This is a genomic window from Xanthobacter tagetidis (assembly GCF_003667445.1).
Taxonomy (GTDB): Bacteria; Pseudomonadota; Alphaproteobacteria; order Rhizobiales; family Xanthobacteraceae; genus Xanthobacter; species Xanthobacter tagetidis.
Genome location: NZ_RCTF01000021.1, coordinates 1 through 24,865, shown reverse-complemented (window position 1 = coordinate 24,865; position 24,865 = coordinate 1). Strand labels below are relative to the sequence as shown.

Annotated in this window: 21 protein-coding genes; 10 read left to right on the top strand and 11 right to left on the bottom strand. The window is 67.5% G+C overall.

The features are described 5' to 3' along the window. The first annotated feature begins 88 nt into the window (after window positions 1-88). From D9R14_RS19645 to D9R14_RS19620, 6 genes are all read left to right on the top strand, one after another. Window positions 89-502 (top strand): thioesterase family protein, encoded by a 414-nt coding sequence (locus D9R14_RS19645; RefSeq protein WP_121625056.1) that lies wholly within the window; start codon window positions 89-91, stop codon window positions 500-502. A 3-nt stretch (window positions 503-505) separates the two neighbouring features. Beyond that, window positions 506-2,647 carry a thiamine pyrophosphate-dependent enzyme gene (locus D9R14_RS19640; protein WP_121625055.1) on the top strand — a complete coding sequence of 714 codons (2,142 nt, stop codon included), beginning with the start codon at window positions 506-508 and terminating at the stop codon, window positions 2,645-2,647. Further along, on the top strand, window positions 2,644-4,194 hold the full coding sequence (locus D9R14_RS19635; RefSeq protein ID WP_170168689.1) for an indolepyruvate oxidoreductase subunit beta family protein: 1,551 nt from the start codon (window positions 2,644-2,646) through the stop codon (window positions 4,192-4,194). The genes D9R14_RS19640 and D9R14_RS19635 overlap by 4 nt, the downstream gene beginning before the upstream one ends. Window positions 4,195-4,240: 46 nt before the next feature. After that, the gene (locus tag D9R14_RS19630; protein ID WP_245420904.1) at window positions 4,241-5,899 is read left to right on the top strand and encodes an AMP-binding protein; all 1,659 of its coding nucleotides are present in this window, start codon (window positions 4,241-4,243) and stop codon (window positions 5,897-5,899) included. Between the two features lie 36 nt (window positions 5,900-5,935). Then, window positions 5,936-6,994, top strand: a complete 1,059-nt coding sequence (locus D9R14_RS19625) for a winged helix-turn-helix transcriptional regulator (RefSeq protein WP_147453077.1) — start codon at window positions 5,936-5,938, stop codon at window positions 6,992-6,994. Between the two features lie 419 nt (window positions 6,995-7,413). Next, entirely contained in the window at window positions 7,414-8,814 is a 1,401-nt protein-coding gene (locus D9R14_RS19620) for a site-specific integrase (RefSeq protein ID WP_121625051.1), read from the top strand. Window positions 8,815-8,836: 22 nt separating this feature from the next. On the opposite strand, the gene D9R14_RS19615 is transcribed toward D9R14_RS19620, so the two are convergent. The 10 genes from D9R14_RS19615 to D9R14_RS19580 all read right to left on the bottom strand — a co-directional run bounded on the left by D9R14_RS19615 (window position 8,837) and on the right by D9R14_RS19580 (window position 17,389). Further along, on the bottom strand, window positions 8,837-9,127 hold the full coding sequence (locus D9R14_RS19615) for a helix-turn-helix domain-containing protein (RefSeq protein WP_121625050.1): 291 nt from the start codon (window positions 9,125-9,127) through the stop codon (window positions 8,837-8,839). Window positions 9,128-9,129: 2 nt separating this feature from the next. After that, entirely contained in the window at window positions 9,130-9,294 is a 165-nt protein-coding gene (locus D9R14_RS23210) for a hypothetical protein (protein WP_170168688.1), read from the bottom strand. Window positions 9,295-10,500: 1,206 nt separating this feature from the next. Further along, entirely contained in the window at window positions 10,501-12,243 is a 1,743-nt protein-coding gene (locus D9R14_RS19610) for an AICE element replication initiation protein (RefSeq protein ID WP_121625049.1), read from the bottom strand. Window positions 12,244-12,313: 70 nt separating this feature from the next. Next, the gene (locus D9R14_RS19605) at window positions 12,314-14,203 is read right to left on the bottom strand and encodes a phage tail tape measure protein (protein ID WP_121625048.1); all 1,890 of its coding nucleotides are present in this window, start codon (window positions 14,201-14,203) and stop codon (window positions 12,314-12,316) included. A 76-nt stretch (window positions 14,204-14,279) separates the two neighbouring features. Beyond that, a complete protein-coding gene (locus D9R14_RS19600; RefSeq protein ID WP_121625047.1) occupies window positions 14,280-14,636 on the bottom strand; it encodes a phage tail assembly protein in 357 nt (118 codons plus the stop codon). A 68-nt stretch (window positions 14,637-14,704) separates the two neighbouring features. Then, window positions 14,705-15,577, bottom strand: coding sequence for a hypothetical protein (locus tag D9R14_RS19595; RefSeq protein ID WP_147453076.1), 873 nt, complete (start codon window positions 15,575-15,577; stop codon window positions 14,705-14,707). Beyond that, complete coding sequence (locus tag D9R14_RS19590; RefSeq protein ID WP_121625045.1) at window positions 15,574-15,789, bottom strand: helix-turn-helix transcriptional regulator; 216 nt, start codon at window positions 15,787-15,789, stop codon at window positions 15,574-15,576. Before D9R14_RS19590 ends, D9R14_RS19595 begins: the two co-directional genes overlap by 4 nt. A 129-nt stretch (window positions 15,790-15,918) precedes the next feature. Continuing rightward, the gene (locus tag D9R14_RS22975; protein WP_147453075.1) at window positions 15,919-16,791 is read right to left on the bottom strand and encodes a hypothetical protein; all 873 of its coding nucleotides are present in this window, start codon (window positions 16,789-16,791) and stop codon (window positions 15,919-15,921) included. Then, a complete protein-coding gene (locus D9R14_RS22970; protein WP_147453074.1) occupies window positions 16,782-17,111 on the bottom strand; it encodes a type II toxin-antitoxin system HicB family antitoxin in 330 nt (109 codons plus the stop codon). Before D9R14_RS22970 ends, D9R14_RS22975 begins: the two co-directional genes overlap by 10 nt. An 11-nt stretch (window positions 17,112-17,122) precedes the next feature. Beyond that, window positions 17,123-17,389, bottom strand: a complete 267-nt coding sequence (locus D9R14_RS19580) for a helix-turn-helix domain-containing protein (RefSeq protein WP_121625043.1) — start codon at window positions 17,387-17,389, stop codon at window positions 17,123-17,125. Window positions 17,390-17,477: 88 nt separating this feature from the next. On the opposite strand from D9R14_RS19580, the gene D9R14_RS19575 reads away from it, so the two are divergent. From D9R14_RS19575 to D9R14_RS19560, 4 genes are read left to right on the top strand one after another with little or no spacing between them, the layout of a single operon-like run. Beyond that, a complete protein-coding gene (locus tag D9R14_RS19575; RefSeq protein WP_121625042.1) occupies window positions 17,478-17,846 on the top strand; it encodes a hypothetical protein in 369 nt (122 codons plus the stop codon). Between the two features lie 15 nt (window positions 17,847-17,861). Beyond that, on the top strand, window positions 17,862-18,185 hold the full coding sequence (locus tag D9R14_RS19570; protein WP_121625041.1) for a hypothetical protein: 324 nt from the start codon (window positions 17,862-17,864) through the stop codon (window positions 18,183-18,185). Between the two features lie 30 nt (window positions 18,186-18,215). Beyond that, entirely contained in the window at window positions 18,216-18,503 is a 288-nt protein-coding gene (locus D9R14_RS19565) for a hypothetical protein (protein WP_121625040.1), read from the top strand. Continuing rightward, window positions 18,500-19,180, top strand: a complete 681-nt coding sequence (locus tag D9R14_RS19560; protein WP_121625039.1) for a hypothetical protein — start codon at window positions 18,500-18,502, stop codon at window positions 19,178-19,180. The genes D9R14_RS19565 and D9R14_RS19560 overlap by 4 nt, the downstream gene beginning before the upstream one ends. A gap of 201 nt (window positions 19,181-19,381) precedes the next feature. On the opposite strand, the gene D9R14_RS19555 is transcribed toward D9R14_RS19560, so the two are convergent. After that, on the bottom strand, window positions 19,382-24,865 hold a 5,484-nt coding region (locus D9R14_RS19555), incomplete at its 5' end, for a cadherin-like domain-containing protein (protein ID WP_121625038.1).

Sequence of the window (24,865 nt, the reverse complement as noted above, 5' to 3'; positions counted from 1 at the left end):
ACGCCCCACGGTCAGATGCGCATCGTACTTGCTTTTATGAACCATTATGGTCATGGTGGATGCAAGGAAACGCTCCGGAGAAGGCGGAATGATTGCGGCAGGCGCTCGCGCCCGGCGCCGCGTCGTCGTGGACGATGCGCGCGCCATCACCTTCATGGGCCCGGCCCTGCGGGTCTACGGCACCCCGAACATGCTCCACGACGTGGAAATGGCTTGCCGGGACCTTCTTTTGGAGGTCGTCGCGTCGGGCCAGGACAGCGTGGGCGTGGAGGTCCATCTGGCCCATCGCGGCGCGGCCGTTCTGGGTGCCGAGGTCGAGATCGACGTCGCCATCTCGTCCGCCGAAGGCCGGCTGGTCTCCTTCGAAGCAACGGTGCGCTCAGGTGGCGAGGCCATCGGCACGGCACAGCACCTGCGCAGCGTGGTGGAGGTCGCACGGCTTGAGGCGCGGGTGCGCGACCTGCAGGCCGACCTCGCTACCGTCCAGTCCAGCGGGAGCTGATCCATGCCCGAACGGTCATTTCACGAAGAAGTCGCCCAGCTGAAGCTCGGCGAAGGCGAGTATTTCGAGGGCGAAGGCATCCTCGCGGTCACCAAGGCGCTCCTTCAATCGGGCGTGTCCTATGTCGGCGGCTATCAGGGCGCCCCCATCTCGGCCCTCGTGGACGTGCTGAGCGACGCGGGCGACCTTCTTGACGAGCTGGGCGTCCATCTCGACACCTGCGCCAACGAGGCCGGCGCGGCGGCGATGCTGAGCGCCTCCGTCAACTATCCCGTGCGTGGCGCCGTCACCTTCAAGTCGGTCGTGGGCACCAACGTCGCCTCCGACGCGCTCTCCAACCTGTGCTCGGCGGGGGTGACGGGCGGCGCGCTGATCATCGTCGGCGAGGACTACGGCGAGGGCTCCTCCATCATCCAGGAGCGCTCGCACGCCTTCGCCATGAAGTCGCAGTTCTGGCTGCTCGACCCGCGCCCCGAGCTTGGCAACATCGTCGATCTGGTGGAGCTTGGCTTCGAGCTGTCCGAGGCCAGCAACACCCCCGTGATGATGGAGCTGCGCATCCGCGCCTGCCACATGACCGGCCGCTTCCGCGCGCGGGACAACGTGCGCCCGCGCCTGTCCACGCGGACCGTGATCGAGACGCCGGTCTTCCACAAGGACCGCATCTCCCTGCCGCCCGCCACCTACGTCCAGGAGCGTCACAAGATCGACGTGCGCTGGCCTGCGGCGGTCGCCTACATCGCCGAACACAAGATCAACGAGCGCGTCGGCGGCGACATCGAGGAGGTCGGCTTCATCCTCCAGGGCGGCATGTACAACCATGTGATCGCCGCCTTGCGGGCGCTCGGCCTCGCCGATTCCACCGGCGCCTCGCGCATTCCGCTGCTCGTGCTCAATTGCGTCTACCCGCTGGTGCCGCAGGAGATTTCGGATTTCGCTGCGGGCAAGAAGGCGGTTCTGGTGATCGAGGAGGGGCAGCCCAACTTCATCGAGCAGCAAATCAAGGCGCTGCTCGCCGACGCCGAGGTCGCGACCCGCGTGCACGGCAAGAATGTCCTGCCCGAGGCGGGCGAATACGTCGCGGCCGTGCTCATGGACGGCATCGCCAAGTTCCTGTCGCGCGCCCGCGCCACGGGCGTCGACGCCCTCGATGCGGCGCAGAAGGTCCGCCGCATCGAGGAGAGCCGGCGCAAGGCGCTCGACATCCTCGGCGCGCCGGTTCCCGCCCGTCCGCCGGGCTTCTGCACCGGCTGCCCGGAGCGGCCGGTATTCAGCGCCATCAAGCTGGTTCAGGAACAGGTGGGGCAGGTCCACGTCAGCGCCGACATCGGCTGCCACAGCTTCGCGACGCTGGAGCCGTTCAAGGTGGGCAACACCATCCTCGGCTACGGCCTCGGCCTCGCCTCGTCGAGCGGGCTCTCGTCCATGATGCGCAATCCCGTCATCTCCATCATGGGCGACGGCGGCTTCTGGCATCAGGGCCTGACCACCGGCATCGCGAACCACGTCTTCAACAGGGACGAGGGCGTGCTGGTGATCCTCAAGAACGGCTATGCCTCCGCCACCGGCCATCAGCACATCCCGTCCACCGGCACCAACTCGCGCGACGAGGCGAGCGGCATGGCCATCGAGGCAGCGCTGAAGGGCGTCGGTGTGAAGTGGGTGCGCACCGTGGGCAGCTATCGCGTGGGCGCCGTGGTGAACGCGCTCAAGGATGCCATCCTCGCCCGCGGCAAGGGCCTGCGCGTCATCATCGCCGAGGGCGAGTGCATGCTCGCCCGCCAGCGCCGGGAGAAGCCGGTGATCGCCGCGAGGGCCAAGGCCGGCGAACGGGTCGTGCGCACACGCTACGGCGTCGACGAGGCGACCTGCACCGGAGACCATTCCTGCATCCGCCTGTCCGGTTGCCCGACGCTCACGGTGAAGCAGTCGTCCGATCCGCTGCGCACCGCCCCGGTCGCCCACGTCACCAACGGCTGCGTCGGCTGCGGCAATTGCGGAGAGGTGGCACACGCCGCCGTGCTGTGCCCCTCCTTCTACAAAGCGGAGATCATCCAGAACCCGACCCGCATGGACCGGATTCTGGCGGCCGTGCGCGGCGCCGTGATCGGCTTCTTCCTCTCGCGCCAAGGAACGCCCGCGTGATCGCCCGCAGCACCGACGACATCCCGCGCAACCGCGCCATCCTGGTGGCCGCGCTCGGCGGCGAGGGCGGCGGCGTTCTGGCCGACTGGATCGCCACCGCCATCCGCCGCGCCGGCCTCCTGTGCCAGACCACGTCCATTCCGGGAGTCGCCCAGCGCACGGGCGCCACCACCTATTATCTCGAATATTGCGAGATCCCCATCGACGAGCTCGGGGATCGCCGGGTGGTGTTCGCCCTGACCCCGGTCCCCGGCGACGTGGACGTGATGGTCGCTTCCGAGCTGGTGGAGGCCGCCCGCGCGGTGCAGAACGGCTATGTCACCGCCGACCGCACCACGCTCATCGCTTCCAGCCATCGGGTCTATGCCACGTCCGAGAAGATCGCCATGGAGGACGGGCGCTTCGACCCGGCGCGGGCGCTGAAGGCGGCTCACGACCTGTCGCACCGGGCCGTGATCTTCGACATGGAGCGCGCCGCGGAAGAGGCCGGCACCGTCATCAATGCGGTCCTGCTCGGGGCGCTCGCAGGATCGCGGGCGCTTCCCATCGATCCGGCCCATTTCGAAGCCGCGATCGAGGCCGGCGGAAAGGGCGTGGCCGCCAGCAAGCGCGGGTTCATGCTTGGCCTCGCCGCAGCGCGCGGCGAGGCGATCGGCGCGGCCGCGGCACCGGCCGAGCCCTTGCGGCCCGGCACAGGCGCCGCACCGCTGGCGGGCTTCCCTGTGGAGACGCGCTTCGTTATCGGCCATGGGCATGCGCGGGCGTGCGACTACCAGGACGCCGCCTATGGAGAGACTTATCTGGAGCGGGTTCGCGACCTGCTGGCCCTCGACCGCGCGCTCAATGGCGCAACCCGCGGCTGGCGCCTCACCATCGAGGGAGCGCGCAACCTCGCCTTGCGCATGACATATGAGGACGTGATCCGCGTCGCCGACCTGAAGACCCGGGCGGAACGCTTCGCCACAGTGCGGGCGGAAACGCGCGCGCAGGCGGACCAGCTGCTTCACGTCACCGAATACCTGAAGCCCGGCCTGGAAGAGGTCTGCGCGGTGCTGCCGCCCCGGCTTGGCGACCGGCTGCTGGCCTGGGCGCGCCGGCGCGGCATCGAGCACCGGCTGCATGTGGGGCTCCACGTGCGCAGCGATACGGTGTCCGGCTTCCTGCTGATGCGGCTGCTGGCGAGAATGCGTCGGCTGCGGCGCGGATCGTGGCGCTTCGCCCAGGAGAGCGCCCTCACCGCACGCTGGTACGAGGCCGTGTTGGCGGCCGCCCGGATCGACTACGATTTCGGGGTTGCGGTCGCCGATGCGGCGACGCTGGTGAAGGGCTACAGCGGCACCTATCGGCGCGGCCTGCGCAATTTCGACCTGCTGTTCGACGAGGTCGTGAAACCCGCCATCGCGGCTGGACGATCCGCGGCGCCTGAGGTGGCGGAAGCGCGCCGTGCCGCAGTGGCGGACCCGGACAGCGATGCGCTCGACGCGGTGATCGCGCGGCACCGCGCGGAGCGCGACACGGCGCGTCTGCCGCACGCCATGCCGGCCTGAACCCAAAGATTGCTATCCAAGGATTACGACCTAAGGGAGGAAAGACGTGGTCGCGCTTTCTGAGGTCCAGGGGGAAACCCGTCCCCCGCTGCTGGAAATGACCATCGGCGTCGCGCTGCGCCAGGCGGCGGAGCGATTTGCGGACAATCCGGCCATCTGCAGCGTGTTCCAGGGCCAGAGGAGCCTGACATATGCGGCGCTCGATGCCCTGAGCGACCAGGTGGCGGGCGCCCTTATCGCTCATGGAGTAAAAGCGGGCGACAGGGTCGCGATCTGGAGCGCCAACCGCTGGGAATGGCTGGTGGCGCACCACGGGGCGGTGCGCGCCGGCGCGATCCTGGTGCCGGTCAACCCCGCATTCCGCGCCGAAGAGGCGCGCTACATTCTCGCCGATTCCGGGGCCAGCATCCTGTTCTGTCCGCCGTCGTTCCGCGGCTATTCCTGCCTTTCCGCCTTGGAGTCCATCTCACACCAGCTTCCGGACCTGCGCACGGTGGTGGTCTTCGGCGAAGAGCCTGCCCCCGCCGCCATGACAAGATGGCAAGATTTTCTCGCCACCGCCGCGGCGATATCGCAGGACGACATCCGCGCCCGCGAGACGCAGGTGTCGTTCACTGCGCCGTGCCATCTACAATACACCTCCGGCACAACGGGCCGCCCCAAGGGCGCGCTGCTGACGCACCATGGCATTCTGAACAACGGGCACTGCGTGGGACTGCGCCAGCGGCTCGCGCCGCACGACAGCATCTGCCTGCCTGTGCCGTTCTTCCACTGCTTCGGCATCGTGCTCGGCGCACTCGCGGCGGTGACGCATGGCTGCGAGATCGTGCTGCCGGGCGAGAGCTTTGACCCGCTGGAGACCCTCAAGGCGGTGGAGGCGCGGCGGTGCACCTCCCTCTACGGCGTGCCGATGATGTTCATCGCCATGCTCGGCCAGCCCGACCTCGCCGCGCTCGACCTGTCCTCGCTGCGCACCGGAGCGATCGGCGCGGCACCCTGCCCGCTGCCGACCATGAACGCCATCATCTCCACGCTCAACATGCGGGAGATCACGGTGGTCTACGGCATGACGGAGACCTCCCCCATCTCGTTCCAGTCGCGCGCCGACGATAGCGTCGAGGTGCGTGTCTCGACGGTCGGTGCGATCCAGCCGCACCTGGAGGCGAAGGTGGTGGACCCGACGTCCGGCGCCACCGTGCCGCTCGGCGAGCGGGGCGAACTGTGCGTCCGCGGCTATTCCGTGATGCGCGGCTACTGGAACCGGCCGGACGCCACCGCCGAGGCGATCGACGCCGACGGCTGGATGCATTCCGGCGACCTCGCCGTGATGCGGCCGGACGGATACACCCAGATCGTCGGCCGGCTGAAGGACACCATCATCCGCGGCGGCGAAAACATCTATCCCCGCGAGGTGGAGGAGTATCTCCTCACTTTGCCGGAGGTGAGCGACGCCTACGTCTTCGGCGTGCCGTCGCAGGTCTATGGCGAGGAGGTCTGCGCCTGGGTGCGCCTGAAGCCGGGCTCGGCGGCGGTCGCGCCGCAGATCCAGGACCAGTGCCGAGGCCGCATCGCAACCTACAAGATTCCGCGCGTGGTGCGCATCGTGGCCGAGTTTCCCGCGACCGCCAGCGGCAAGGTGCAGAAGTTCCGCATGCGGGAGATGGAGCTGGAGCAGCGGGCTTTGGAGGAACGGCGGCCGGCATGATAGTGCTGGCCGCTCAAAAATGGAGCGCCGCGTCCGTTGAGCACCAAGCCAAACGCACCCTCCGAGCGCACGCCTTTTGCGGGACCGATGCTCAAGGGCCCTGATGCGCCGGCTTCGCTCCGCGCCGCGGCGGCGGCTTCCCGCCCGGACAAGTTCGCCCCGCCGGGGTGCGAGCGGGATTCGGAAATCTCCGACACGCTGCAGATTCTCGTCGATCCCTGGCGCTTCCTGATCATTCGCGAGGCCTTCTTCGGGGCCGAGCGGTTCAACGAGTTCGCCGCCCGACTGTGCATGCCGCGCGCGACGCTGACCAAGGCGCTAACCAACCTCGTCAGCAGCGGGCTGCTGGAGAGCGTTTCGCTGGGCTCCGGCGGGTCGTGGAAGCGCTACTTGCTGACGGACAGCGGGAGAGACCTGTTCCCGGCCTTGCTCGGGCTCATGTGGTATGGCGACAAGTGGCTGTGGGACGGCATTCCGCCGCTTGCCCTCTTCCACGAGCCCTCGCGCACCTGGTTCTCTCCGCTTCTGGTCTGGGAGCACGATCACTCGCCCCTCAACCCGCGCACCGTGAAATTCGAGATCGACCCAGGTTACTGGCGCGCGCGAGACGAGCCCCTCGCCCGCACCTATCGCATGGATCGGGCGCGGCAGGCCCGGGGACTAAGGCCCTGTTCCATGGAGCGGACCCTTGCCGTCGTGGGGGACCGGTGGACATTTATGATCTTCCAGGAATTCTTCCACGGGAACAGCCGCTTCGACGAATTCACCCACAATCTCGGAATCGCCTCGAACGTGCTGGCCTCGCGGCTGGAAAATCTCGTCTCGCACGGCTTCCTCGAAAAGCAGGGCGACGGCGGCGCCTACCGCCTGACCCCCAAGGGGCGCGACACCTACTGCCCCATGGTGCTGCTGAAGACCTGGGGCGACCGCTGGCTGCGGCAAGGCAGGGGCACGACCTCGCGCTTTGTCTCCGTGAGCACCGGCGAAACGACCCGGGCCATCGTCATCGTACCGGCCACCGGAGAGCCGGTCGACCCCGCAGATGTGCGCCTGGTTCCGCTCTATCTGCCTGAAGTTTCAGGCGAATCGTCCTGAGAACAGAATACGCCTCTGAAGATACGACCCTTCTTCTCTCGATCGCAGGACGGTGCGGTCGCACAAGCCAGCCTACATCAGGACGCCTACAGGCCTGCCTACATGCCGACAGGATTCAAGCGGACGAGATGGGATCAGGCTGGACTCCAGGAGCGCATATCGCTTTGATTTAACAGCCATACTGAACATTTTCGGATGTGCCAGGAAGGCGATTTGGTGTCCCGGAAGGGATTCGAACCCCTGACCTGCGGTTTAGGAAACTAAGTCGGGTCGATTTCTCACGATATACAGAAACGCCCGACAATGCACAAACCGTTCAAAACACTGGATTATTGATCTACCCTGATATCTGCTGCTATCCACCATTTTCATGCGCGGTGGCGACACGGTGGCGACACGGAATCAGGGGGAAAACGCTTATGGATGAACGATTCCGCATCACAAAACGCGCCGTTGATGCCCTCCCACAGGTCCAGAAGGCGCGCGTTTTCTATGATGCGGAGCTGAAAGGCTTCGGCATTCGCGTCATGCCATCCGGCGCCAAGACCTTTGTCGTGGAGTACCGGCCGAGCGATGGTGGACGCAGCGTGGCGAAGCGCCGCCACAAGCTCGGTGCCTATGGTGAGATCACGCCTGATCAGGCGCGTGACATGGCTCGCGACGTCCTCGCTGAGGTGCGCCTCGGCGGCGATCCCGCCGGCGCGAGGGCGGAAGAGCGCGCCGCGCCCACCGTGGCCGAGATGACGGCGCGGTGGCTGGCCGAAGAGGTGCGGTTGAAGAAGAAGCCGAAGACTGCGGTCGGATATGCCGCGCTCGTGCGAAACCACATCGTCCCGGCCATGGGCGCGCGCAAGGCGGCCGCTGTCACGGAAGCCGACGTGGCGCGGCTCCACCGTCGCGTGGGCACCACCGCCCGCGTGGGGGCCAACAGGACCGTTGCGGCGCTCTCGGCCGCGTTCTCATGGGCTCAGCGGGCCAGGATGGTCCCGAAAGGGCACAACCCCTGCCAGGGGCTCGCCAAGTTCCGGGAGACCCGCCGCGAGGCCTTCCTGACTGACGCGCAGCTTGAGGGCCTTGGCGCCGCCATCCGTGAGGCTGAGACAGACGGCATCCCATGGGAACCGGACCCAAGCGGCAAGGTGAAGCATGCGCCGAAGGAAGAGAACCGTCGCATACGGATCAGCCCGTTCGCAGCCGCGGCGCTGCGCCTGCTGATATTCACCGGGGCGCGACTTGGGGAAGTCCTCACTCTTCGATGGGAGCACGTCGATATCGCGCGCGGCGTGCTGCTGCTACCGGACAGCAAGACGGGGCGCAAAACGGTCATCCTCAACGCGCCAGCGCTCGCGGTTCTTGCCAACTTGCCGCGCCTCGGGCCGTTCGTCATCCCCGGCGACGATCCGAAGAGGCCGCGCGCGGATCTGAAGAAGCCGTGGGCGCTGGTGGCGCGCCGGGCGGGATTTATCGATGCGGTGGAGAAGCTGGGCGAGGACGGCAAGCCGCTGAAGGACCGTGCCGGCCGGCCATTGATGGAAGAGCGCGCCACCGTGCGGCTTCACGACCTTCGCCATACCCATGCCAGCGTCGGCGCAGGCGCGGGGCTGGGGCTACACATGATCGGGAAGCTTCTCGGCCACACCCAGGCCGCCACGACGCAGCGCTATGCGCATCTGGCGGACGATCCCTTGCGGCAGGCCTCTGAGACCATCGGCGCGCGCCTGGCCGCGGCCATGGGCGAGCCGGCGCGAGCGCAAGGGGAGGCCCAGGTCGTGCCCTTGCCGAAGGCCGCGCCAGGGCGCCGGAAGGCCCCGCGGGGCTGACCCGCACCGCGGCAGGCAGCAATCACCCCGCTGAAAGCGCCCGCTCTACCGCCTCCGGCTCGCGCTCGATCACCTTCAGCAGGACGCGTGTGCTGGGATCGGGCCGCTTGCGCGCCTGCTCCCAATCGCGCACCGCGCCGGCCGAGAAGCCGAAGCGGGCGGCGAAGGCCGCCTGAGACAGCCCCAGCCGCTTGCGGTTGCCCTTCGCGTCAATATCGGCCGGAACGAAGGCGCGCGCGGGCATGGCCTCGCCCTTGGCGATGGCCAGCGCCTCGTTGGTGCTCTCGATGAGGTCGCGTCCGAACGCCGCCATGGTCAGTTCTCCCTTCTTTCGTTCCGCAGCCCGGCGACCTGCCGCGCCGCGCCCGCACGATAGGCGGCCGCGATCTGCGGCAGCACCTTGGACAGTTCGTCGCGCTCGGCCTTGGAAAGGCTCCCGCGCGCCCCCTTGTCCACCAGCGCCAGGAGGAAGACGGGCACATCGGACGCATGCGCCGCAAGCCTGATGATGCGGCCTATCCCTAATCGTTTTCCCACCCCCTGTTTTCTCCGCTTCGCGCCGCACCGGCGATGGACGCCGCAGGCGCGGCGCGCAGGGAAGCGCAACAGAACGCGCAGCAGATCAGGGCCGCGCGGATCAACGGTCGGAAAGGCAGTCCGCGCGAGTGAAGCGTCCGCCGCCGCGGCCGGCGAGATGGCGGCCGGCGGGGCGGTGGTGATCCGTGCGGCCGAGGGGCACCGAGCGAGCGAGCACCCGCGGGAGCATGGCGGCCCGGCAACACATCTCGGGAAGGGCCGGCCTTACCCCAGGTGGGCGCGGGCGAAGGAGCCACCACCGCACCCGGGGAGTTCGGCAGCGCGGCGCCGCATCTCGGGAAGGGCCGGTGCTGCGCCACCATGTGGGCGCGCGCATGGTGATCGGGGCGGTGGTGGAGGCCGGAGCCGGCGGCAGGCGCAGCGCCAGGCGGCGCACGGCGAGGCAAATCCGGTGTCCCACGCGGGCGATGGTGAACCCGGAAGCCCACCGCAACGGCATTATGGCACCGAAAATGGGCGGTCTGCGACGACCTGCGACGACCTGCGACGACCTGCGACGGCTCCATTCAACGACTTACCACGGGCAACCCATTGATATTACAGAAGCGACGACGGCTCGACGACCTGCGACGGCTTTTTGCCAATCTTTTAAATGCGACATGCGTGCGCGCGCTGGCGCGAGCGCGTCTATGTGCGACACCTCTCTTCGTACCTTCTTAGATTCACGTATTAATAAAAGGCCGTCGCAGCCGTCGCAAGTCGTCGAAAGTCAATGAAATCAGTTGGTTGCCGAGGGGTTCGGAGCCGTCGCATGCCGTCGCAAGCCGTCGCATTTACCGCTGGGCGGTGCCGAGAGCGCAACCCAAGGATGCGAAAACGGTATTTCAGGGGGGGAAGGACAACGGTCGAGTCCCGACCGTTGACACCGTTGACCCAGTTTGAGCGAGGTGTGTCTAGCGGATTTTCGGGCTGCTGCCGCCGCGTGCCACCCTCCCCCCGGGGGGAAGGACCCGTGCACCGCCAGGGGCGGGCCGTGGGCGGGCGCGCGCTCTGCGCCCGCTACTCCCCCCAGCCGCCCGCCAATCACACCCACCGGCGGGCACGGGAATGGAAGTGAGAAGGGCCGCGGGTGAGGAAGGAAGGGGCGGATCACGTCGCGGGCGGCGGGGGGACGATGGCAACGGTGCGCTCGCGGCCGTGCCGGCGCTCGATCGTGAAGCCGCGGGCACGCAGCAGCGGCGCCGCACGGTCGAGGCGCGTACCCATGCCCTGCGAGGTCATAGGCCAGATCCTCGAACGGCGCACCTGCTCCGGGACGCGTTCATTGAGCGCCGCGAGCAAAGCAGTAGGCGTGCCTTCCCAACCGCCATAGGGGTGCTCGCTGGTGACGAAATCCACGATCGCCTTCGCGACGGGATCGGCCTCGAATGCCGCGCCCTCGGCCTCGGCTCGGCCCGCCTCCATTGCTTCGACAAAGGTTCCTGGCTCCCAACCCAGCCCCACTTCGGCCGCGGTCATGAAGAGCGCGAAATCCGCCATGCGCGGCAGGGAAGCAAGCGTGGTGGTCGGCAGGTGGCGCAGGGCAGCGCTCACGGCATCCAGCAGCGCGGCGAGGATGCGCGGCCGCGCCGCGCGAAATGCAGCGTCCATCTCGCGTTCCGTGCGCCTGGCCGCTTCGGGGATTGGCGCGAGCCGGATCGGCATGGCCCGGCTCATGAGGTCGGCTTGCTGACCGAAGTGTCCGCCAATCCCGTTCAAAATGATCGGCCGCGCACCGGTCAAGAAGACCTGTTCAACATTCGTGTGGAGAGCGCGCGCCGAGGATGCGGCGCCGGAGGCGATGCGGCAGAGTTCATCAGACAACTCGTGCGGCATCGACGATACATTATCCAGCACTAGAACGAATTCATTCGAGGCGGTGGCGAACAAACCTCGCAGATCCTTTGGCGCCGCCCGCACCATCGCCACGCTCGGATCAACCAGCGCACGCATGATGGTCGCGAGGCGGCTTTTGCCGGTCCCGGCTTCGCCGGAGAGAATGGCGATCGGGAACGGCCCGCGGCCGCTAAGCGCGCCCACCAACCACGCCACCATCAACACGAAGTCGGCATCGGTCGCCGCATTCGTGAGGGCGCGCAGGTCGCGCAGCCCAGTGTCCGACGGCTCCGGCTCCGGCAGCGCCAGCATGCCTGGGCTGCGGACGAACTTGACAGGCGGGCGCTCCACCACCTGCCATCCCAGCGCCGTGATTTCGATCGCGCGCCAGGAAGCGTCGCACAGGTCGATATAGATGGCGCCATCGTCGAGGTTCGCCACGCGCCGATGAACGTCGTGACACGGGCCGCGCTGCGCCTCGACATCGCAAATCGACGCGACATCGCGACGCGTGCCGCTTGCGGGCACGGCGCCGGTAACGGCCAGAAGGCGTGCGGAGAGAAAGCGGTCGAAGGCCTTGGATTCTACGGGCCAATGTTCAGCGTGTCCGTCCATCTCAATGGTGGCATACCCTGTGCAGTCGGGTCCGTGCCAAAAGCTCGCGCCCTCAACGATTTCTCCCACCACGTCGGAGTTGGACGCCCGGCGGCGCTTGGGGCGCGGCGCCTCGGCCTCTTCATCCCCGGCGGAGGCGGCACCTTCGCGGCGCTGGCGGCGGCGGCGCCTGGGGGCGCGGTCGCCGTTATTGTCGTTCGCGGGCGCGGTGGGCGCCTCCGGCGCGGCGGGTGCGCCGTCCGGGCCATTGTCGTTCAGCGGCGGCGCGGGTGCGGTGGAGGCGCCATCCCCGCGCACGAGCGCGGCGATGCGCTCCTCGGGGGATTGCACCGGCGCCGCGGTGGGCGCGGTGCTGCCAGACGGGGCGTCCGGCGGTGGAGAGGTGGCGGCTTTCTTCGCCATCAAAATCGGTCCTTCTCGCGGTGGATGGGCGCGCACGGATGCGGCCCGCGGCTGATGCGGGCCTGCGGCCTCACGCGAGGCCAGTGTTGCGATACATCCGGTCACCCTCGAAGCGGACGATGCGGCGCGCGTCGGAGCCGGTGAGCGCGCGGCTCTGCTTGCCAGGGCCGGCGGGTGCGGGCGCCGCCCCACCGCCGGGGCCGACATAGTTCGGGGCGATGGTGGGGGAGATGGTGACGGAGAGGCGGGCCTTCAGGTCCGCGATGAAGCGGTCAGCCGCCGCGAGCGCCACGGAGGCCTGGCGCTCGATGCCGGCGGCGAAGGCCTGCATGGCCGCGGCGCCGGCATCGCCCGCCGCCAGCGCGGCCGCGTCCATGCGGGCCGCCCCCTCAACCGTGCCCATGCCCATGGCACCGCCACCGCCCGGGAGATCGCCGTTTCGCACCGCCTCAACGCCCGGGGCCGTGAACCCACGATAGAGGTCGCGCCGGTCCGCCGCCTCGCGGCGCTGCTGCTCCAGCGCCTTGATCTGCTCGGCGATGAACAGGCGGCCCACGGGGTTCGCGGCCAGCGTCTTGCGCTTCTTGCCGAGCTCGGCCTCGAGCGCGTCCAGATCCTCCTGCGCCTGGCGCTCTTTCTTGCGGAAGGGATCGACGCGCTCGGCTTCCATCCTCTCGATCTTCGCCCGCGCCGGCTTGCGCACGTTCTCGTCCCAGGCCTTGCCCGGCCCGGCGCCGAACAGGTCCTCGGCCGCGTCGTTCGCCTGCTTCAGGCCTTCGGAGAGCGCGCGGATGGCCAGGTTGAGATCTTCCAGGAACCCGCTCGCGCCCGCGTCGTAGGCGAGCTTTCCGGAGGAGACCAGGAAGGCGTTCCAGGCGTTGGAGAGACGTTGAATGGACGCCTCCGCGTCGCCTGTGACCTTCGCGAGATCACCGGCGATGGTGCCATTCGCGGCCTTCACGCGCGCGACGGCGGACTTGTATTCCTCCCAGTGCTCGATCATCGCCACGATGAAGCGGCGCGAGTCCGATTCGGCGAAGATGGAGGAGAGGAAAGCATTGCGGCGAAGATCATTCATGTTCTTCGTCGCCTTCATCAGCGCTTGCACGATGGCTTCGGCGCCGTTCTCACCGCGCTTCTGCGCCACCTCCATGATCTTCAACAGATCAAGATTGTGCTTCTTCGCGGCCTTGAGCACCGTGGGCGAGAGGATCTTCTCGAATGCATCCGCCACGCCAACCGCCGCGCTTTCCGCCGTGCCGGACACCTTGCGCGAGATTTGCAACATGGCCCCGATGCGCTCGACACCATCGGCGCCGGCGAAGCCCAGCTTGGCCGCCGACGCGAGGACGCGGGGGAGATGTTCGGCCATGTTTTTTATCTCAAACATGCCGAGCTTGCCGCTCACGGCGAGGGCGTCGAAGGAGCGCCCCATGGCGGCGGCCTCCACCTTGAGCGAGGTCGCCATGGCCGCGGCGCTGCGGCCCACCTCCTCGACCTGCGCGCCGGTGGCCTGCGCGGTGGCCGCGACGGAGGGCAGGAAGGCCATGGCCTCCTGCAAATTGAAGCCGGCCTGGACCAGCACATCGAGGCCCTTCACCAGGTCCTCGCGCGGCAGCGCCACCGCCTGCGCGAGCGCCTGAAGCGCCAGCCCGGCGCGCTCGATTTCGGCGGTGGATGCCTCCGCAGTGATGCGCACGCGGGTGAGCGCGCGGTCGGCCTCGGCATACTCTTGAACGGCACGCGAAACGCCGCGCACCGCACCATAGCCTGCCGCGGCCGTGGCGATGGAGGCCATGCGGCCGCTGATGCCGGCGACGATGCCGCCACCACCGCCGCGCCGGCCCACCGCACCGCGGGCCTTAGTATCCAAGGTCTTGAGCGAACCCTCGACCTTCTTCGCGGGGCCGGAGATTTGATCGATGAGGCGCAAGGTCAAGGTCGAAGTCAAATTTGCCATGCGAGACTCCCTTGCCGCCCCAGGGCGGCGTGTGTTTCGGGATGGGAGGCGATGCAAAATCGCCGCGCGGGCGCCCTCAGGCGGCCGCCGGGGCCGGGCCGATGTCAGGCAGCAGGAAATGGGCAGCCTTCATGATCCGCTCGGCATCGCACCAACTCAGAGCGGCGAACTCCACGCGCGCGAGGCCGGCCATCGCGCAGACCAGCGCCATCTCATCGGCTTCGCCGGCGCTCCAGGCGCCCACCTCGGCGAGCGTGGCCTCGCGCAGGGTGATGGCGGCGATGAAGCGCGGGCGGTTGATGGGGTTGGCGAGTCGCAGGTGTACCGCGGTCGCCGCGCCGTCCCCGCCGCCGGGCGTGTGGGCGCGCAGGGTGAGGAGCGACAGTCCGCCATCGCGGCGGCGCTTGGGGCTTGGTGCAGAGGTGTTCGGCATGGTGACGGTTCCCTGAGTGTTGAAGGTGAGCGCACCGCAGCGAGCGGCGGCGATGGGCGATGACCTGATCAATGGCAAGTCGTTGCGCGCGGCGGGCTGCGGCGGGATTTGGCGATGGCGCGGACTTCGGCGGAGCGATCCGCCGCCGTGGCGGCATGATCGAGAAGCGCCGCGAGGCGGTCGGCGCGATCATCGAGGAGCAGGTTGGCGATGCGGTCGAACGCGACGACCAGTTCTGCGACGGCCGCGCTGGTTTCGCCCATCTCGGCCACCGCCTCAGCCACGCGGGGGCCGTGGTGTTGAGCAAACGCGGCCACGAGCCGGATGTCGTCGCCGGTGACGCCAGCGGCGAGGGCAGCGGCCACGGCATCGGCCGGAGCGGCGCCGCCGCCCGCCGCCTGGGGCTCCGCCGGCTGCGCCGTGCCCTCCGTATCCGGCGGCGCGCCTTCCTCGTCATCGGGCGCGCGGTCGTGCTCAATGTCGCGCTGCTGAAGCATGGCGATGCACATGAGAGCGAGAAGCCGAAGGCCAGCCTCCATCGCGTCGACGGGTTCGCCCGGGCGGCGCCAGATTCGGCCGGCCACCGCTGCGCCCCAGCCGAAGCCGGCGCGGCAGCCGTTCCCGTCCTCCCACGTCCCAGTCAGCGCCGCGACGCGCACCTCGCCTGGCGCGAAGCGCGTGTCGGCGGTGGTCTCAGCGCCCTCCGGCCAGCAGCGGGATTCCAGCGGCGCCGCGAGCGAATAGCGCCCGTCCTCGCCGTGCCTCATGGGCGCGAGCGCGGCGAGGAATTCGGCGCCCATCGGGAACAACGCCTGCCGCAGGAGATGCTCGGCGCGCGCCGTCCAGCGGACGCGCCCATCATGGGTATCCTTCACCAGCTTGAGGAAGCGAGCCATTTCAAGCTCAGAGAGAAGGAAGGGGTGACCGGGGCGCTTCATCACGCGGCCTCCCCGAGGGTGACGGTGTCGGAGGTCGAGCGGCACGCGGCGCGCGCGGCCCAGGCGTCGAGATCGGCGCGGCGATAGCGCACCGCGCGCCCACCGAAGCGCAACATGATCGGGCCGCCGCCGGTCACGGCGAGCTTGGCAAGGTAAGACACCGACAGGCCGAGATATTCGGCCGCCTGGGCTCGGGTCAGGTAGTGGTCGTGCATGGATATGCCTCCGAAAATCCCTTCCGGAAATCAGGAAGGGCAGGAGGCATTTTGGCTGCCGCTGAACGGGAGCCGTGAGGCCACGGATTTGGGCGCCGGGCGCAAATCCGTGGCCTCACGGCCCATGCCCTACGGCTCGAAGCGGCTCCAGAAAGAAATCGGCGGGCCAGGCGGGCGCTCCAACATCTCGCGCCTTACGGTCCGCAACACTCGCGCCAGGCCACGGGCGGACATATTCTGATATCGCTGAAATCGACCTTCAGCGGCGACTAATGCGCGCTCCCCCGCACGATCGACACCCAGCGCAGAAATCGCCCCTTCCGGCTCGGCTCGGCGCGCCGCTATGACTTGGAATCCGCGCTCGACAAGAAGATGTACTATGTGCTTGCCCCAATTGAAGAACGGGGTAAATCGACACCCATCATTTAAATCATCGCTATCAAGGCGCGCATTGCTCGGCAGGAAAAGAGAAATTCCAAACTCTTTTGCAATCAATGTTGATCCATATACGAAATCAAGGAGGAGGTCATCTGGCGGCTCTCCTCGATTTGGTCGTTCAATCTGCGATAAATACTCCCTCGCCACTTCTTCTACACGTCGAGGATACGCCAGAACTTCCCCCATGGAACTCCCGGATGGTGGCGGAGCCATCGAAGAGATCAAACCAGATGCAACCATTTCCGCCACCCCGTCCTTGGATAAGGCATCTACCTGCGTTGCAGGAACAGCAAGTCGCTCCATCACCTGAGCGACTTTCTTATGTGGGTTCGCCATGTCGGCGATCATCGCCTCGACGAAAAACGCCACCCCAATGTGTAATTCAACCCTCAATCCCAGTGTCGCCTCTACACCGAGCACAGCGGCGGCCTGTTTTGCCTCGGCCTCCGTGATCACGTAATGGCGCGCGAATATCGGCGGAAACTCTGCATCGCCAGCCAGATATGCCTCGCCGCCGTCGGCCATTTTCGCCAAATGAACTGTCGGTTCGCCTTTCACCGCCACCCCCTCGCCTTGTCCTGCCAATAGGACGCCGACGGCGCGGCGAAGCGGATGCCGCCCCACCATGCCAGGCCCGGCGAGCGGGTGAAGCGCGCCGCGATCAGCACTTCGCCCGGGGCGGGGCTGGTGGGCTTGGGCAGCTTCTTGGGCGGGATGTTCGCGCACCAGGTGGCGAGCGCGTCCGCGGCCATGCGCAGCGCTTCCCTTCGGCCTCGGCCGGAGGTGAGGCAGCCGGGGCAGTCTCGGAAATCGACGCTCCACCAGGGGCCTTCCCGCTCCAGCCGGGCGAAGTAATGGGGCCGCGCGCCCTCGATCCATGACATTCGGCGGCTCCTCAATCCTCGGCCGCGCTTGCCGCGCCGGCGCCGAGGCGCACGCCCGGGCCACCGGAGGACGACGCCTCACCTTCGGCGATGAAGGTGACGCCGCCGGCTTCCATCGCCTTCTGAATGTCCGCCAGCGTTCGCGCATAGGGGCTGCGCTTTCCCACCTCGAAATCCGCGATGGTCTTTTTCGCCACGGACGATTGGGCGGACAGATCGTCCTGCGTCCAACCCAGGAGTGCGCGTCCAGCTCGGCACTGCTCGCTTGAAAGCACCATTTTAGAGCAACCTAACCTGTTTAGAGTTGACACTTTCAGGGTAACGCTATATCACAATAGACATTAACGGATTGGAAACGAGTGCGCCATGGCCAAGATCGACACCGCGAAAGTGATGCGCCGGGCCTGGGGCCTCTTTCGCACCTCCATGCAGCGCTTCAGCCGCGCCGTCTTCGCCGGCTTCCTGCGGCAGGCCTGGGCCGAGGCGAAGGATGCGCCGGTCACGCCCTATGCCTACATGCAGCGGTGGGCGGCGGTGCCCTTCGGCGCCTCGCGCACGCAAGCCATCCGCATCATCACCTCTGCCCTGGAGTGCGCCCGCGTGCGGGCCGCGCGCTACAGCCGCGCCGGCGAGCCCTGCAACTGGAGCGCCGCAAAGCACCGCAGCGCCGACATCATGCGCGTCGCGGGCCTCGAGGCGCTGCTCGCGGCCGAAACCGCCGGCCGCGGCGCCTGAGCGGGAGGCGGCGCCATGCCCCATACCATCGACCGCCGCCGGCTGATGCGCCGCGCCTGGCACCTCTTCCGCAGCCAGTTCGGCGGCGTGGGCTGCATCTACCGCCGCCTGCCGCGCCACGCCATGAGCCTCGCCATGCGCGAGGCGTGGCGCGAGGAAAAGGCGATCGCGGCCGCCGCCGCCCTGCCGCCTGCGGCCCTCATCGCCCGCATCGCGACGATCCGCGCGGCGCACCACTACCGCGTCCACTATGGCAGCAGCCCGCGCCACGACCGCGAGGCGGCCAAACTGACGGCCCAACTGCGCACCCTTGAAGCCGCCGCGGGCATGGCCGCCTGAGGCACCCTATCCACCGAAGGAGAGCACCCCATGCGCAAGACCACCGCCGCAGCCCGCGGCGAACGCCCCCGCACGCTCAATGCGCAGCTGCGCATGGGCGATGCCGGCCGGATCGAGCGCCTCGCGCGCACCGACCTGGAAGCCGAACTGTACTATCTGCGCCTGCATCTGGAAGGCCTCGAACTGGCGGTGCGCGGCCTGGACGATGAGGGCGGGAACCCGCGCAGCCTCATGCCGCTGGTGCAGTCGGCGCAGGACCGGTGCGCCGGCATCCTGGCCGCCATCGGCGCCGCCGCCAGCGAGGCGGGCGCACCATGAGCACGGCGACCTTGCGCACCGAGCGCACCGATCCCTTCCTCGCCGCGCTCGACGCCTTCGAGGAGGCCCGCGGCCGCCTTCTGGCGGTGGGCAAGGCGCAGGCCGAGGCCGAGCAGCGCCTCGGCATCGGCTCCACCGCGCCCGAACTCCAGGTGATCGACGCGCAGGCCGGCGCGGCGGTGGAAGCCGACATCGCCTGCCTTGCCGCCGCCATCGGCACCCAGCCCACCACCGCCGCCGGCGCGCGGGCGCTGCTCGATCTCGCCGCGCGCGAGCGGCCGAACCTCGATGCCGAGGATCTGGCGGTGGCGTGCGCGCATGTGCGGCCGTTCATCGGCGCGCCGGATGCCGGCGCACCACCGCCGGGCCCCTCGCCCGCCTTCGTGAGGCTCGCCCGCGAGCGCGAAGCGCTGCGCCACGCCACCGAGGCCACCGCAGCCGCCGCGGCGGTGGTGGATGGCCCGAACCAGGACGCCGCAGGCGAGGCCGCCGACGCCGCGCTGAGGGCGCTGTGGGCGGCCGACAACCGGCTGATGGCCACACCGGCGGTGGTGCCCGCCGATCTCGGCGTCAAGGCCCGCTACCTCGCCGAGCAGCTCGAGGCGTTCGGCCAGCTGGAGCCGCGCCACTGCCGCGCCATCGTCGCCGATCTGCTGCGCATGTGGCCCCGCCGCTGATAGGCCCGCACACCCTGACGGCAACGCCTTCGCATTCGGGTGGCGTCGAAGCCCGCATGGGGCCGCTTCCGCCGAATCGCGCCCATCACGCCAGAGGCCGGCGCGGCCGGTCATCGTTCGCGGTTGCTCCACTTCAGGCCGGGAAGCACGGCTGGGGCTCCATCCAAAGGCGCTCCAACCGGTACCGCGGCGCCAACCGCGTCACACGATGAACATATCGTTGACGCTGGCGTGCGCTCCCTGCAGCAGGTTGCCAAACGCCGGATCATGGCCAAACCTGTGCAATAGGTCGTCTACCGTTGGCGAATGATCACCGAACGCCACCTCTCCGATCCATTGACCGATGGCGGCGCGCAGATCGGCCGGGGCCGGGGAGGTCCCGGGAAAGGACTGCCAATCGTCGAAGAAATCTTGCAACGCCAGCAATGCGTCGGCCCGCGTGGACCGCAGGCCCGACGGCGCCGAGGCGCCGAGCGCGGAGGCAAGCGCCGCCTCCATTTCCGGGTCTTCCGCGGAGAAGAGCTCAGCAATAACTTCCGTTTCGTCGCCGGACTCCAAGTCGGTCGCGCCCGCCGACGCCGGCGCAAAGCGAGCGCCCACATAGGAGCCGGTAGCGCCCGAAGCGTAGCTGAAGCTGCCCGCTGCATAGACGTGGTGACCATCCACCGTCTCGTCGCGCGCCTGCGCCTCCACCGAGATCGCGGTGATACCCAGGTTGGCGAGCGTCAGCAGTTCGTCGCCTTGGCTCCCGCCATCGCCGTTCCCGTCGCGCCAGAGGCGCAGATCGGCGAAGGCGGCATCCCCGGCATCCAGCATCCCGTCGAGATTGGTGTCGAGCGAGCGCAGGGCATCCACGGAGGAGCCGAAGCCGAAGCCCTTGAAGGCTTCCGAGACCACCTCCGTGCCGTTCTCGATGGCTCCGGAGCCATCGAGGTCCATCACCAGCACACCATCCGCTGGGGAGGCCCAGCCAAGCAGCTCCGCCGTCCCGTCGCCGTCGAGATCGAAGCTCACGCCCGTTCCGGGCGCTGAGAAATAGGTCCCGTCTCCGTCGAGGTCGAGCACGATCGGATCCGGATCCTGCGGCAGCTGCGCCCACTCGGTGGTGAAACCCTTGAACTCGAGGATGGTCGAGACGTTGACCACATAGAGGCTGTAGCCGCCGCCCGAAGAGGACGGGCCGAACTCAAGGTCCTGGGAAGAGTCATTGAAAAGCCCCGAACCCACCAGAGCGCTCGACCCGGTTCCAAGATTGACCTGGACCAGGCTGGAGCCGCTGCGGAGATATATTTCATCTCCACCGGGACTTAGCGCAAAATTATAGAATGGCGTACCAACCCCACGATAATCTCCCGTGGAGTCTTCGGCATAATTTACCGTGAGAACAGCATTCTGCGGCCACCCAACGACGGTCTTATTTGTGGCCGGGTCAAAATCCACCTCAAAGGTGGCGCCCGGCGTCGAGGCAACGAAACCCGAAGCTCCAGTTTCAATGTCGTAGGACCACACGCCAGCCGGCGCACTTTGTCCGTTAGACATCAAGACCTTGCCGTCCGGCGTTATGGCGATCCCGGCATCCAATACTGGGCCTCCGGCCCCGCCAGGAAGAGTGAAGAGCACACTTCGCGCTCCGGTTGCCACATCTATGCCAACCAACTTTCCGGCGTCCGTTACAACATAGACCTTGCCGTCATAATATTCGATGTCACCCGTCCCATAACAATAACCTCCCATTCCGGACGTATATCCCGTGAAATCGGAGGCAATCTGCGTAACGGCCCCATTCGGCGCAACCTTATACAGTTTGGAAACGGGCGCCTTCTCGGCCACATAGACATAGCCCGTCTCCGAATCGACCGTGATGCCGCTGGCATAGACCGGTAAAGTCGTGAATGTGGATGCGGTATAAGTCGTCGGGGCGGTCGCCGTTACGGTGTCGTCGGCACCTAAGACGGAGATGGAAATGGTCTGCTCGGTGCCATCCGCGGTCAGAACCGTGAAATTATCCGACCACGGATAGCCGTCACCGCGCAGCATCTGCACTGCCTGCGACGCATTGCTCAGGAAATATGTCCACTGCCCTTGTTCATTGATGTTCAGCATGCCGTAGGTGCCGGCAATGCCCGACTGCGCCTGGAAGGCGGATTCGCCTGCGTCCAGATCCGCAATGGTCAGCGCTCCGCTGACGGAGGTGGTTCGATCCTCGACCACCGCGCCCGATGTCTGTCCGCCGACAACCGGCGCGTCGTTCACCGGCGTGAAGGTCACCGCCACAGTGGCGCTGTCAAAGCCGCCCTTTCCGTCGGCGATCATGTAGGCGAAGGAGGCGGCGCCGTTGAAATCCGTATAAGGCGTGAAGGTGATCTGGCCCGCGTCCAGTGAGACGCTGCCGCCCACCGCGCCGCCCACGGACACGAGCGTGAGCGTGTCGCCGTCCACGTCGCTGTCGTTGGCGAGAAGGTCGGCGGCGGCGATGACAAGCGGGGTGTCTTCGGCAGTGGAGAGGCTGTCGGCGACGGCTACGGGAACATCGTTGACGCCTTGGACCTCGATCACCACGTCGTGGGAGAACGAGCCGCCGTGCCCGTCATCCACCGTCACGGTGAAGGTCTCGAACGCGCTCTCGCCCTCCGCCAACGCGGCAAAGAGGGTCCGGTTGGCGCTGTAGCTCCACTCCACCCTGTCGGGGCCGTCCGCCACCACGACGATGTCCGCCTGGAGCGTGCCGAGCGTGCCGGCCGCGGGCAAAACGCTCGCCGTATGGGTGTCGCCTCCGTCCGCATCATCGAAGGTGAAGGCGCCGGATTTGGCCAACGGCGTCGCGGCGAGGGAGCGGGCGGACAGCAGTGTCACCTCGCCGGTGGCGAGGTCCTTCATGAAGACGTCGTAGGTGCCGTTGGTATCGCCCGCCACCAGATTGCTGGCATAGGACCGGAACAGCACCTTGGCGCAGTCCGCCGAGAACTGATGGCCGTAGCTCGTGCCATTGCCCGGCGTGCCGGAGCTGGAAGAACTGACCAGCGTCACCGCGCCGGACTCCAGATCCTTCACGAAGACGTCGGCCGCCCCGTTGATGTCGCCTGCCACCAAGTTGCTGGCAGAGGAGTAAAATAGAACCTTAGTGCCGTCCGCCGAGAACTGATGGCTGTAGCTCGTTTGATTGCCCGGCGTGCCAGAGCTGGAAGAACTCACTAGCGTCACCACGCCGGTCTCAAGGTCCTTCACAAAGATGTCGGCGGCCCCGTTGATGTCGCCTGCCACCAGATTGCTGGCATCGGACTGGAACAGCACCTTGGTGCCGTCCGCCGAGTACTGATAGCCATAGCTTGTTCCATTGCCCGGCGTGCCGGAGCTGGACGAACTCACCAGCGTCACCGCTCCGGTCTCCAGATTCTTCACGAAGACGTCGGCGACCCCGTTGATGTCGCCGGCCACCAGATTGTTGGCATAGGAGTAAAATAGAACCTTCGTACCGTCCGCCGAGAACTGATGGCCGTAGCTCGTGCCATTGCCCGGCGTGCCGGAGCTGGAAGAACTGACCAGCGTCACCGCGCCGGTCTCCAGATTCTTCACGAAGACGTCGGCGACCCCGTTGATGTCGCCGGCCACCAGATTGTTGGCATAGGAGTAAAATAGAACCTTAGTACCGTCCGCCGAGAACTGATAGCCGGAGCTCGTGCCATTGCCCGGCGTGCCGGAGCTGGAAGAACTGACCAGCGTCACCGCGCCGGTCTCCAGATTCTTCACGAAGACGTCGGCGACCCCGTTGATGTCGCCGGCCACCAGATTATTGGCATAGGAGTAAAATAGAACCTTAGTACCGTCCGCCGAGAACTGATAGCCGGAGCTTTCGCCATTGCCCGGCGTGCCGGAACTGGAAGAACTGACCAGCGTCACCGCGCCGGTCTCAAGGTCCTTCACAAAGACGTCGGCGGCCCCGTTGATGTCGCCTGCCACCAGATTGCTCGCATAGGAGTAAAATAGAACCTTAGTGCCGTCCGCCGAGAATTGATGGCCATTGCTCCATCCATTGCCCGGCGTGCCGGAGCTGGAAGAACTGACCAGCGTCACCGCGCCGGTCTCCAGGTCCTTCACGAAGACGTCTTCAGTTCCGTTGGCGTCGCCTTCCACCAGATTGCTGGCAGTGGACTGGAACAGCACCTTGGTGCCGTTCGGCGAGAACCGGGCGGAGGAGCTGAAACCATTGCCGACAGCCGCTGCTTCGGCAGTGATACCCCCCAGCACAGGGGCGGAGACGAGGCGGGGCGCGCTGTTCTCCGCCACGTCTGTCACCGTGATCGCCACCGCCTTGCTGGTGGTGTCGGTGCCATCGCTGACCTCGACGACGAGGTCGTAGACATTGTCGCCGCCCGCATCCGCCGGCGCCTCGACGTCGGGGGCCGCCTTGAAGGCGACCTTGCCGTCCGCGTCCACCGTGAACAAGTCCGCATCCGCGCCCGAGAGCGCGTAGGTGAGCCCATCGTCTTCCGCATCGCTCGCCGCTATCTGGTAGACGGCGCCGGTGCCGTTCTCCGCGAAGGTCGCCGTGGCGCCTGAAGCGACGACTGGCGCATCGTTCACCGGCGTGACGGTCACCCCCACCGTCGCCGTGTCGGTCCCGCCCTTCCCGTCCGACACCGTGTAGCTGAACGAGGCGTCTCCGTTGAAGTCGGCATCCGGCGTGAAGGTGATCTCGCCGTCATCGAGCGCAACGGTTCCTCCGACCGCGCCGCCGACGCCCGTCACCGAGAGGGTGTCGCCGTCCAGGTCGCTGTCGTTTGCCAGCAGGTCGGCGACGGCGATGACCAGCGGCGTGTCCTCCGCCGTGGTCGCCGTATCGGCGGTGGCGATGGGCGCGTCGTTCACCGGCGTGACGGTGACGTTCACGGTCGCCGTGTCGGTCCCGCCTTTGCCGTCCGAGACGGTGTAGGTGAAGGAGGCGTCGCCGTTGAAGTTCGCATCCGGCGTGAAGGTGACCTCGCCGTCATCCAGCGCAACGGTTCCTCCGACCGCGCCGCCGACGCCGGTCACCGAGAGCGTGTCGCCATCTATGTCCGCGTCGTTCGCCAGCAGGTCCGCGGCGGCGATGACCAGCGGCGTATCCTCGGCCGTGGTCGCCGTATCGGCGGCCGCCACCGGCGCGTCGTTCACCGGCGTCACGGTGACGTTCACGGTCGCCGTGTCAGTCCCGCCCTTGCCGTCCGACACCGTGTAGGTGAAGGAGGCGTCGCCGTTGAAGTTCGCATCCGGCGTGAAGGTGACCTCGCCGTCATCCAGCGCAACGGTTCCTCCGACCGCGCCGCCGACGCCGGTCACCGAGAGCGTGTCGCCATCTATGTCCGCGTCGTTCGCCAGCAGGTCCGCGGCGGCGATGACCAGCGGCGTATCCTCGGCCGTGGTCGCCGTATCGGCGGCCGCCACCGGCGCGTCGTTCACCGGCGTCACGGTGACGTTCACGGTCGCCGTGTCAGTCCCGCCCTTTCCGTCCGACACCGTGTAGGTGAAGGAGGCGTCGCCGTTGAAGTCCGCATCCGGTGTGAAGGTGATCTCGCCGTCATCGAGCGCAACGGTGCCGCCGACCGCCCCTCCGACGCCCGTCACGGAGAGCGTGTCGCCATCTATGTCCGCGTCGTTCGCCAGCAGGTCCGCGGCGGCGATGACCAGCGGCGTGTCCTCCGCCGTGGT